The following is an 11,949-nucleotide window of genomic DNA, read 5'->3' as shown; positions in this document are numbered from 1 at the left end:
GTCATCTTGTAGGGTCTTTTTTGTGTACAATAAATAAAAAAACGAGCGGCGGTCGAAGCGGATGTCTAAAAAATGCTTTACAACTCAAGAGCAAGCTCAGTTAAGAACAAATCCCTATGTGAAAAATGTGAGTGCTAAAGCCATTACCTATACGGATGCGTTTAAAGAACGATTTATTCAAGAATACAATCAAGGTAAGCTTCCAAGTGAGATTTTTCAGGGAGCGGGCTTTGCTCTAGACGTTTTGGGTCCAACCCGGATTAAGAAGGCTTCCAATCGATGGCGCACGGCTTATCAAGAACAAGGGCCTGCCGGATTAACAGACGCTAGAAAACACGCCTCAGGCCGTCCTCTGGGCCGTGAATTAAGTCTCGAAGAAAAATATGCCCGTTTGGAAGCGAAAATGAAGGGGCTCGAAGCGGAAAATGAATGCTTAAAAAAGCTCGATCAACTCGAAAGGCAGATGAGAAAAAAGAAATCCAACTAAGCACGCGGCAAAAATTCGAACTTATTCAACAGATGATGAACACCTATCCTTTCCAGCGAAAGGTGCATGTTCTTTGTGGAATCGCTGGGGTTTCACGTTCCGGCTATTATCGATATGGTAGCGAAGATGCTCGATTACATCGTCAAAAACAGGAAGAAAACGATCAAAAAGTGAAAGCGATTCTTCTGAAAGCCTACCATTATCGGGGAAGAAAGAAGGGGGCTCGTCAAATTAAAATGACACTGGAGCAGCAATATGGAATCACATACAACCTCAAGCGAATTCGTCGTGTCATGCAAAAGTACAACATCGTTTGTCCCATTCGAAAAGCAAATCCCGCACGACGTATGGCCAAAGCCACCCATGAGCATCGAACCTGTCCCAACACGTTAAAGCGAGCCTTTAAGCAAGGGATCGCCGGTAAGGTGCTCTTAACCGACATCACGTATTTAACCTATGGAAACAACAAGCGAGCCTATCTATCGACGATTAAAGATGCCGAAACCAATGAGATTCTAGCCTATGAAGTTTCTGCTTCCATTGGTTTGGATATTGCGATCGAGACGTTGAAACAACTCAAGAAACATCGCCATCTCACTCCGGATGCGTTGATTCATTCGGATCAAGGATTTTACTATACGAACCCGAAGTTCCAATATCTTGTGAAGAAAATGGGGCTAAGTCAATCGATGTCGCGTAGAGGAAACGGTTGGGATAACGCCCCACAAGAATCATTCTTTGGGCATTTTAAAGATGAAACGAATATCAAAACGTGTATGACCTTGGAAGAGGTAAAGCAAGAAGTAAAAAGCTACATGATCTATTACAATCATTATCGAGGTCAATGGAACTTAAATAAGCTGCCGCCTGTAAGGTACAGACAGCAGCTTGAAGTCGCCTAACCTTTTTTTAATTGTCCTTTACAAGGGGTACATTTTAAACAGATAATCCTTGGTTCAAAGGCGACTTAATACGCAACGCCATTCAGGATACGAAAGAAATTTTTCCTATCGCCCGCCTTTATACATGCAATATTCCAACGTATCCAAGCGGGATGTGGACGTTTACGCTCGGTTCAAAGACATATGATCCACTAGAAGTAGAAGTCTCACGTTTCTTTGAACTTAACACGAAGTATTACACGCCTGAATTGCATCAAGCATCGTTTGTTCTTCCTAAGTTCGTTGAGGATTTATGTAAATAAGCTGTGGTCAATTTCAGCTGCTTTATTTATTCTAATTCCTTGTACATGCACATATAGGCCCCCGCCCACGTAGAATATAAAATTGATGTTGGTGGACACTGAGGCTGATTAGAAAGCCCGGTAATACAGCATAGGGGGCCAGACGATGGGATTATTTGCTGCAATCGCTTTGTTTATTAAACAGCTAACGCTGCTCGTGTCGTATGTGAAAAAACAATGCTTTTCCACAGCCGCTTCGTGAAGAAGAAGAAGCGAAACATCTCGCACTAATGGCCCAAGGCAATACGCATTCCCGCAATTTACTTATTGAACATAATTTGCGCCTTGTCGCACATATTGTTAACACGTTATGAACACGAACCAATGTCAGGAAAAGGTGCGGTTTTTGTGTAGCGGGCGCTTTGTGCGGTGAGTGGACAAGCCTAATTATAATAAGCATGGGAGACGATCTCTCTTTAAAATGTACCCTTATTGATAGAGGATCTGGTTGCCTAGATTAATTCTCGGGAAACCTATACGGTACCAGTCCCCATTAAAGCGGGAATTTGTATGTGGCAGTTTCTGACGATCCATCCTTATATGGACAGAAATGGTCGAACAGCTCGAATGATTACAACCTATCTCCTACGCCGCGGTGGTTATGGTTTAAAAGGGTTATTTGTACTTGAAAATTTCTATGACCGGAACTTGGCTGAATATTATCGCCGGCTCCAATTGGGGGCTCCATCACAATTATTATTTTCGACGGAATGAGGCTGACTTGACGCCTTGGCTAGAGTTCTTTATTTACGGTTTAGCAGAGGTTTTTCAAGAAGCCGCTGCTATCGTATCGGAGAAATCTGCCCAAATGACAAAAATAGTACCAGATCTGATTCGTAAGCTATATTCTAGGCAAAGAATGGTCTTTGCTCAATTAACGTTTAAACAGGATGCTCTAACGACAAGTGAATTGGGAAATCTGTTGAATTTATCTGAGCGATCCATAAGAGATAAAATAAGTCATTGGAGAGAAGATGGATTTGTTGAGCCGCGCGATCAAGGTGCTAAGAGGGTTCGTTCATTAAAGTTATCAGCAGCATATGAGAAGCTGGCTCAAGGCATTAGGAATGAGCCGGATAAATTTGCTCATTTTCTACAGTAGATGAAGCACTCCCATATTTCAGTTAAAACAAGCCGACGAACGTCAGGTATAATCCTGATTTTTGTACGGCTTTTTTGTTGCGACTGTATTTATAAAAACCGTAATCTATAATTGGGTATTGTAATACCAAATAAATTTATGGTAATATTTTAATAGGTTGTTTTTGGTAATAAAGGAGGCATTCAAATGGGTAAGAGTATTCGCGAGATGCAGCAAGTGCTAGAACGAACTTTTCCTGATAAGCAGAAAATTCCTTTTGCCGAGGCGAAGGTTTGTCTGCAATCCTTAACTGATGAACAACTAGAGAATGAAGATGTTGAGATTTTTCTTGAGAATATGGGATATCAAGATATCTTACATATAGACCAGTCTAAGAAGGAAAATAAAGCAACAAACATTGATGATATTTTAAATATGGAATGGAAACCCAATACGAACTTAGATATGCTTGATGCCACCTCCAGTAAGGGGGCCTACTCCAAAAATACAATTCTTCTTAAAGAGTATCATGAGACTCAGAACGACCTAGAGTTTGAGAAATTGGTTGTAGACAATATAAAGCTGGTTCAGAAATTGGCTTCCAGATATTTAAGGTACTCCAATCACCAGCATTCCTATGATGACCTGGTATCGGAAGGTACGATAGGGTTAATGGAAGCTATTAGAAAATTTGATGTAAGCAGAGATGTTCAGTTTTCCACTTATGCAGTCTGGTGGATACGGCAACGTATAATACGTTCTATCATCGACACGGGAACGACGATTCGAGTTCCTGTACATATGTTTGAACTTATTCAAAAAATTAAACGTGCCGAGCAAGCTTTTGAGGATCAACATAATCCCCCTAGCAAGGAAGATATTATGTTGAAAGTAGGCATCCCTCCAGAAAAATATGAACAAGCAAAAATCGTGGAGCATCAAGTTCTGGGGATAACATCGACTGAGCAGAATATTTCAGAAGATGGTCAAGAGTCAGAGCTAAGTCAATTCATTAGCTTGGAAACGCATCGATTGTTGAGCGAGTATAGTGAAATTTATTATGATCCTGCACTCTTGGCAGAACAGCATGATTTGAGGAATCGGCTGCGTGATTTGATCATCATTCATCTCAAACCACGGGAACAAGAAGTAATTCAGGAAAGATTTGGTTTTAATGACAATACACCAAAAACGCTTGAGAAAGTAGGAGAGGAATTCGGACTAACAAGGGAAAGAATTCGACAGATTGAAGCTAAAGCACTGAGGAAATTAGCAAATAAAATGAGCAAACAGGCAATCTGTGAAGACTACTATTGGCCTGAACCATTAGGAGGTTAATTAAATGAATACATATTCAAAAATTGAACAAGATCTCTTGCAAATAAAACAGAACCCTAATCAAAAAAAAATGCTTTTTGTATTTAAAGGGTTTCCAGAATCTTTTTTTGATCCAATTCCTCTGCACAAGCTTATCCCACTTTCTATTGCTATTTCAATTAATGAGCTTGATCAAGCCAAAGCGTCCATTCTTCCGGAATTATTTCAGTCACTTCATAAAATCGAACAGGCTGCCTGGTGTACTTACGAGGAATATCAAGTTATAGGCACAGATGTGCTATCCCTCTACTTCACCATTGTAATCTATGAAAATAATATTTATCACCGCACCTTTCCTTGTTTATACAGTATACCTGCAGCAGATAGGTTGTTTACGACTTATTTCGAGGATGACAGTGCTGCCGAGGAACCTGAACAAGATGTAGATTTTGAAATCTTTCAAAAATATTATGGAACGTTAAAAAAAATCGATAACAATTGGTTTATTGTTTACGCTGATTCTGAACCAGCAATTCATTACTATTCAATTCCCCAATTCGAACTTCCAGAGCACAAACTTGAGAATAACGATATAGCTGAACTTGAGCTTATTGAAGAAGAAGATGTATTGATTGGCCTCATCACCCGAATTTTATCCAATGAATCAACCGAACAACAGCAAATTCGGATCTCTTATACAGGAGATATAAGTGCATCCATTCATCGTTATCAAGAGCGAATTCAGCTACTACAGAGTCAACTTCCTCATATTTCATTCACATTAGTTACGAAAACAACAACGTATGTACCACAACAATATGAAACAGAATATTTGCGTGTACTTGAGAAATATTGGAATTACTCAAGTTTTCGCAACTTGCGAATGTATAAGGATATTCATGACCCAGAATTTAAAAAAGAAACAGTCTTTATTCCTCAAAGCCAAGTCATAGATAGCATCGTACAACAGGCTACATTAGCGCAACAGGGGGATCGTTACCGCGATATCTTCGTGACTTCCCCAACTGGCGCAGGAAAGTCAGTTATGTTTCAAGTGCCTGCTATTTACCTTGCTGAAAAATATGGACTAATGACTATTATTATTTCCCCGTTAATTGGTTTGATGACAGATCAGGTACAGGGTCTGATGGATCGTAATGTTCACATGTCAGCAACGATTAATTCTGAAATTACACCTGTTGAAAAAATGAGCATTATTGAACGAATTCGTACAAAAGAGATCTCTATCCTCTATATTTCTCCAGAGACGCTCCTTAGTCGCTCTGATATAGCTCAATTAATTGGAGAACGGGAAGTAGGTTTGTTTGTAATCGACGAGGCCCACATTGTGACAACGTGGGGAAAAGCGTTTCGCTCTGACTACTGGTATTTAGGAGGATATCTGCAACGTCTGCGCAAGAAGGAAATACAGTTTCCAATTGCTACATTTACTGCAACCGCCATATACGGTGGAGTTGAAGATATGTATGCAGAAACAAGAGATAGTTTGAATTTAATTAATCCCATTAGCTACTTTGGCTATGTGAAGCGAGATGATCTGGAGGTTTGCATTCAGAAATCCAATCAAACCAAAGAGCGATTTAAGGAATATTTGGAGGACAAATTCAAAATACTTTTGTTTAGATTACAACAGTATCTGGACAAGGGTGAAAAAACGCTCGTTTATTTCCCAACAGTAGGACTAATTAATCAGTTTCATGAGTTTACCAGAATTTATGCGAGTGAACAACTGCGTCAGCAGCTCGCGGCTTATTATGGTCCTCTTGCTAAAGACCGTAAGCACGGAAACTACCAACGATTCAAGGAAGGCGAAGCATTAATCATGCTGGCTACCAAAGCTTTTGGCATGGGAATCGATTTGCCTGATATCGTGAATGTATATCATTTTGCTCCGACAGGAAATGTTTGTGACTATGTCCAAGAGATCGGACGTGCTGCAAGGGCACTGGAGCGAGGATATGCCTATTTTGATTTCTTGCCTAAGGATTTTGTTCACGTTAACCGATTGCATGGAATTTCAACCATTCGCAAAGATCAGCTTGTTCAAGTAATGACAAAGGTTCTGCAGCTCATTAATGAGAATAAGAACAGCAGCAATGTACGTCATCTTCTAATTAACGCAGAAGAATTTGGTTATATATTCCAACAGGGTTCCGAGGTCAGTGATGAGGTTGATAACAAGTTAAAAACAGCTTTATTGATTATTGAGAAGGATTTTAAGGCTAAGATGGGATATTCACCTATCATTGCTCGTCCGAGAAGTGTATTTGCTAAAGAGTATTTTATGGTTCAGCGCGATCAGGAGCAGCAAATTATGAGTCGATACGGGCAATATTTCAAGAAGATTGATGAAGGACATAAAACAGCATATGGAAGTATCTATACTTGTGATATGAAGAACCTGTGGGAATCAAATTTCCAAGGTCTATCCTTTCCCCAATTCAAGTATAAGTTTCATTCGAAGGATGAAGAACTAGGACTGCCCTTTTTGGTTCATATCCTCCCTGTTCTTCAATTGGAAATTGCTTTGAAGTCGTCACATCGTGATCAGTATACAAATGAGTTGAATCATCAATTAGATCATATTGCGGATATATTCGGTGTATATGCCAAGGAGCGAAGTTACTTTTCCATTACAGAAATTGCAGCAAAGCTGAAAAAGAGCATGAATGGAGATAAATATTATTGTGAAAACCTGGCCTCGGTCCTGATCCATAGTGCGGAGCATTATGATCGAATGATGCAAAAGCATTCTAATTTTTATCAACGATTTCTAAAGTACAGCGAATCGAGGGAAAAGTATTCGATCCAAAATAGCTCCTATGCAGGCTTTTTGGACTGGATCAGAATTGAGTGGAGATATATTCTTAGCCAGGGGCAACAGATGAATAACGAACCAAGTCACCTTACGATGTTTTTACCAAAGGTAAATCCAGAGAAAGTTGAGAAAATATTTATTCTTCTTGGTATACTAGAAGCTCTGGGTAACATGATATATCGCGTGAACGGCGGAAACAGTCCGGAGATATTTCTACGTATCAACTCTCGGATGCAGATTGAACGTAGCATACAAAACCCATCCAGGTATACCAACTATATATTAGAAAATGTAAAGGAAAGGCACTATCTATCGGTAGCAATGCTAACCTATCTGTTCGAAAATGAAGTGGATAATAATGAGTTTTGGGGAAACATCGAAAATTATTTTTTAGGACGTATTCCAGAACAAGTGTTAGCGAAAATCAGGAGTACTAGATCCTAAACATATCCTTGTTGAAGGATGCCTTGCAAGAAAGAAGGTGATGAATTGATTGAATCATTTTGGGAATTGTGCTTGCTTCATGAAATTGTTACTAGGGACCAACTTCTGCGAGAGGCGGTTCGGGTGAATCGCACCCGTCAATCGATTGAGCAGCTTAAAACGGCTGGATGGGATCTTGAGGCAAGCGCTGAAGTGCTATTTAACTGGTTGAAAGAACAGGTTGGGGACCGGGAACTGGGACATTTTCCTGGGGACCGAGATCTATTTTACCGTCTGTATCATTCGGGCAAAGAATTGGATTTATTAGAGTATGCGTACCGTACGGTGCAACAGGATAGAATTACTGGCACGTTGATGGCACATCCCGGAATTATGGAGCGATTTATTTCAATATGCGAGCAAGAGCAGCAACGATCTCTGCTCATCACAGAGACGGAGAAATTTCTACAGGGTCTGTATGAGACGAAATGTTATAAACGTGATTTTCACATCACATTATTATCAGAAAACTATATGCTCTGTCGCTTACTTAAAATATATTTTGAACAGAATCCTCAAATTACCGTCATACAAGCGAGTATCTATCAACCTTTGCAGATGGAGGAAAGATTCGATGCCATTTTATCTATTCCAACCTTTGGACTAAAGCTTCAGGATGAGGATGAAATCTCGATTAGAGAATCAGAAGGGGCGGCCGTCAGCTTCCTACTTCCTGCTCTGCACGAGAGCGGCAGATTATACGTAACTTTCCCACCACGGATGATGTTTCAAGGGGGAGTCATTGCAAGTTGGAGACAGGAGATGAACACAAGCACCCCCGTACAATCCATTTATGCGCTTCCGGATGGGTTGTTCAGGCCCTATACTTCAGTGAGAACTTATCTGGTTGAATTTGGTAATGAAATTCCATCGGAGGTTCGGATAGGTAGATTGGTTATTCACAAGAAGAATCTAGTGTTTGACCGAGAAGTAATGATACATCCGGATCAATTCCAATTATTAGACAATTGGAGAATTGATCTGTTGCTTGATGAAGAACAGGAAAAGCTACGTTCCTTTCAACAGGCAACTATGCCAAAGGAAAAGCTACGTAATATTGCAGATATATTTCGTGGAAAAGCGATCTCGAAGCAGGATTTAAAGCCGGGTAAAGTTCGAGTATTGAATATATCTAACATGGACGATGGTGAAATAAAGCTGGAGGATCTTGAAACGATTGATGAAGAAGAGCGTAAGGTGAAGCGCTATGAAGTGCTTCCGGGTGATCTAGTCATGACATGTAGAGGCACTGTCATTAAGCTGGCCATCTTCCCTGACAACGATGAGATGGTGATTGCTTCTGCTAATATTATCGTACTTCGCTTTAAAATGAGTGTACTAGCTCACTTTGTTAAGATTTTTTTGGAAAGTCCGACCGGGATGGCATTTATTCAAAGCTTCCAACGTGGAACAACAGTGATGAACTTAAATCCTTCTGATGTGGGAGATATTGAAATTCCTATACTGCCAGAAGAAAAGCAGCAGCAGTTGGTTGCCCATTATTTAGAGGAGCGGAAACGATATAAAATGGTTATTTCGGAAGCCCATACAAGATGGGAACTCGCGAAGCAAGATATACAACAAAGAATATTAGAAGAGGAGCTTGTTCATGGCAACAGCTAACTTGGGATTTGAAGAAAAATTATGGAGCATGGCTGACAAACTACGAGGCAGCATGGATTCGTCAGAATACAAGCACGTTGTGTTAGGGTTGTTGTTCCTTAAATATGTCTCCGATGCATTTGAAGAAAAGTATGAAGAACTAAAGAACGAGCCCTATGCAGACCCTGAGGATCGGGACGAATATGTCGCTGCAAATATATTTTGGGTACCAAAGGATGCTCGTTGGAGTCACATTAAGAACAATGCTAAGCAGCCCGAAATCGGACAAATCATTGATCAAGCGATGATTGACATTGAGAAGGAAAACGTATCGCTGAAAGGTGTATTGCCAAAGGATTACGCCAGACCAGCTTTGGATAAAACGCGCCTGGGTGAAGTTATTGACCTGTTCTCGTTCAAGGTGGGAGATGAAGATAGCCGCTCCAAGGATGTTCTTGGCCGAGTATATGAATACTTTCTCAGCAAATTCGCCAGCGCTGAAGGCAAAAATGGTGGGGAATTTTATACGCCTAACAGTGTTGTTCGTTTGCTCGTTGCGATGATTGAACCATTTCAAGGCCGTGTCTATGACCCGTGCTGTGGTTCTGGTGGCATGTTCGTTCAGAGCGAAAAGTTTGTTGAAGAGCATCAAGGCAAGCTCGGGGATATCGCTGTATATGGCCAAGAATCAAATCCAACGACTTGGAAGCTATGTAAAATGAACTTGGCGATCCGTGGCATTGACAGTAATTTGGGTGAGCATCATGCGGATACGTTCCACAACGACCAACATAAAAATTTGAAAGCCGATTATATATTGGCTAATCCTCCATTCAACATTAGCGATTGGGGTGGAGATAGGTTAACTGATGACGCCCGTTGGGCGTTCGGAACTCCGCCCGCAGGCAATGCTAATTATGCCTGGATTCAGCATATGATAAACAAGCTTGCGCCAAGTGGAGTGGCTGGATTTGTATTGGCAAATGGTTCTATGTCTACAAGCACATTAGCTGAATTAGAAATTCGCCGTAAACTGGTTGAAGAAAATGTGGATTTGGTGGATTGTATCGTCACGTTACCGGGGCAATTGTTCTATTCAACACAAATCCCCGTCTGTCTCTGGTTCATGGCGAAGAACAAAGCTCCAAGAGGGCTTCGTGACCGCCGTGGTGAAATCCTGTTTATCGATGCTCGTAAAATGGGACACATGGTGGATCGTACACATCGTGAACTCTCTGAAGAAAACGTTAAGAAAATTGCCGATACCTATCATGCTTGGCGTGGGCAGGATGAGGCTGGAACCTATGAGGATGTGAAAGGCTTCTGTAAAGCGGAGAAGCTTGTAAAAGTTCAGGAGCATGAATATATTTTGACTCCGGGTCGGTATGTAGGTATTGAGGATGTCGAAGAAGATAGTGAACCGTTCGAGGATAAAATGGCTCGCTTGACTTCGGAACTTGCAGAACAGTTTGCAAAATCACGGCAATTAGAAGATGAGATTCGCAAGCAGCTTGGAGGGATTGGGTTTGAGTTTTAGTTGGGAAGTTAAAAAAATAGACGATATTAAGGCCGATATTGCCAACGCAATAGCAATGGGTCCATTTGGATCGAATATAAAAACAGATAACTTTGTTGCAGACGGTGTTCCAGTAATAAGGGGGACAAACCTTTCTATTGGAAAACTTTACGAAGAGGGCTATGTTTTTTTAACTGAGGATAAAGCAGATGAGTTGAGGTCCAGTAATGCTTTTCCTGGGGACTTAATATTCACTCACAGAGGTACTTTAGGGCAGGTTGGCATAATACCATTTAACTCCAAATACAAAAGATATGTTGTTTCACAAAGCCAAATGAAATTGACGTGCAATAAAAAGATTTTAAATCCTTTATTTGTTTACTATTTTTTTAAATCGAAATTAGGCCAGCATGCATTAATGATGAATACCTCAACAACAGGTGTTCCAGCAATTTCACGTCCAGTAACATCATTGAAAAATATTGAGATTTCATTTCCTGCTTTAGCTGAACAAGAAAGAGTTGTAAATATTTTGAACGCTTTGGACAACAAAATCGAACTTAACAAGGCTATTAACAAAAACCTTGAGGAAATGGCCCAAGCCCTTTTCAAACGCTGGTTTGTGAATTTTGAATTCCTGAATGAAAACGGTGAACCGTATAATTCCAGCGGTGGCGAGTTTGAGGAAAGTGAGTTAGGGCTGATTCCTAAGGGTTGGAAGGTTGGAACACTATCTGATCTTGGAGAAGTTGTAGGCGGGGCAACTCCCTCCAAAAGTAAAGAAGAATACTATACTTCCAAGGGAATTGCATGGATAACCCCTAAGGATTTGTCGAGTAATAGAAATAAATATATTTCTAGAGGGCAAATTGATATTACCGAACAGGGATTCAAGAATTCAAGTACACGATTAGTCCCAAAAGGTACTGTTCTTTTTAGCTCTAGGGCTCCTATAGGATACATTGCTATATCAAAAAATGAAATGACTACTAACCAAGGTTTCAAATCCCTTATTCCACTCGAGTATATTGGATCTGAGTTTCTCTACTATGTTTTGAAGTTCAATTCTGAGACTATAGAAAACAGAGCGTCCGGCTCAACATTTAAAGAAATCTCGGGTAGTGAAATGAAGCGAGTTCCAATGAGAATTCCACCTCATAATATAATTGAACAATTCAACATTATTGTTGATTCGTTTGGGGAAATGATTAAAAAATGTGAGTCGGAGAATGATTCATTGGTACAGCTTAGAGACTCTCTCCTCCCCAAGCTAATGTCAGGAGAAATTCGAGTCCCAATGAATGAAGTAAATTCATACCCTGAATTTATTGAGCTCCCATCAGTAGCCGAAAGCAAAGTCCAATATACCACTACCTAACCA

8 protein-coding genes and 2 pseudogenes are annotated in these 11,949 nt (G+C 40.4%); all 10 read left to right on the top strand.

Annotated features, from left to right (window positions below; translation table 11 throughout):
- The first annotated feature begins 61 nt into the window (after positions 1 to 61).
- The 10 genes and pseudogenes from ACSR9A_RS24585 (at position 62) to ACSR9A_RS24540 (ending at position 11,946) form a co-directional block, all read left to right on the top strand.
- Positions 62 to 1,389, top strand: a protein-coding gene (locus ACSR9A_RS24585) for an IS3 family transposase (protein ID WP_473760175.1) whose coding sequence is annotated in 2 segments (ribosomal slippage) — positions 62 to 431 and positions 431 to 1,389 — 1,329 coding nt in all. Because the reading frame shifts where the segments join, the coding sequence is not laid out codon by codon here.
- A gap of 38 nt (positions 1,390 to 1,427) precedes the next feature.
- Positions 1,428 to 1,691, top strand: a pseudogene (locus tag ACSR9A_RS24580) (spermine/spermidine synthase domain-containing protein); the annotation flags it as partial.
- A gap of 145 nt (positions 1,692 to 1,836) precedes the next feature.
- Positions 1,837 to 2,032, top strand: a pseudogene (locus ACSR9A_RS24575) (RNA polymerase subunit sigma-70); the annotation flags it as partial.
- Between the two features lie 208 nt (positions 2,033 to 2,240).
- Positions 2,241 to 2,444 carry a Fic family protein gene (locus ACSR9A_RS24570; protein ID WP_473760173.1) on the top strand — a complete coding sequence of 68 codons (204 nt, stop codon included), beginning with the start codon at positions 2,241 to 2,243 and terminating at the stop codon, positions 2,442 to 2,444.
- Entirely contained in the window at positions 2,356 to 2,832 is a 477-nt protein-coding gene (locus ACSR9A_RS24565) for a Fic family protein (protein WP_473760261.1), read from the top strand. The genes ACSR9A_RS24570 and ACSR9A_RS24565 overlap by 89 nt, the downstream gene beginning before the upstream one ends.
- A 186-nt stretch (positions 2,833 to 3,018) precedes the next feature.
- Positions 3,019 to 4,149 (top strand): sigma-70 family RNA polymerase sigma factor, encoded by a 1,131-nt coding sequence (locus tag ACSR9A_RS24560; RefSeq protein ID WP_473760170.1) that lies wholly within the window; start codon positions 3,019 to 3,021, stop codon positions 4,147 to 4,149.
- Positions 4,150 to 4,153: 4 nt separating this feature from the next.
- Complete coding sequence (locus ACSR9A_RS24555) at positions 4,154 to 7,411, top strand: DEAD/DEAH box helicase (protein ID WP_473760168.1); 3,258 nt, start codon at positions 4,154 to 4,156, stop codon at positions 7,409 to 7,411.
- Between the two features lie 45 nt (positions 7,412 to 7,456).
- A complete protein-coding gene (locus tag ACSR9A_RS24550) occupies positions 7,457 to 9,073 on the top strand; it encodes a restriction endonuclease subunit S (protein ID WP_473760166.1) in 1,617 nt (538 codons plus the stop codon).
- Positions 9,060 to 10,589 carry a class I SAM-dependent DNA methyltransferase gene (locus ACSR9A_RS24545; protein ID WP_473760165.1) on the top strand — a complete coding sequence of 510 codons (1,530 nt, stop codon included), beginning with the start codon at positions 9,060 to 9,062 and terminating at the stop codon, positions 10,587 to 10,589. Before ACSR9A_RS24550 ends, ACSR9A_RS24545 begins: the two co-directional genes overlap by 14 nt.
- Positions 10,579 to 11,946 (top strand): restriction endonuclease subunit S, encoded by a 1,368-nt coding sequence (locus tag ACSR9A_RS24540; protein ID WP_473760164.1) that lies wholly within the window; start codon positions 10,579 to 10,581, stop codon positions 11,944 to 11,946. The genes ACSR9A_RS24545 and ACSR9A_RS24540 overlap by 11 nt, the downstream gene beginning before the upstream one ends.
- Positions 11,947 to 11,949 lie beyond the last annotated feature (3 nt).

The sequence above is a fragment of the Paenibacillus sp. R-74696 genome, from assembly GCF_055814915.1.
Note: the sequence above shows the minus strand (reverse complement) of the source record. Positions and strands in the feature narration are given on the sequence as shown.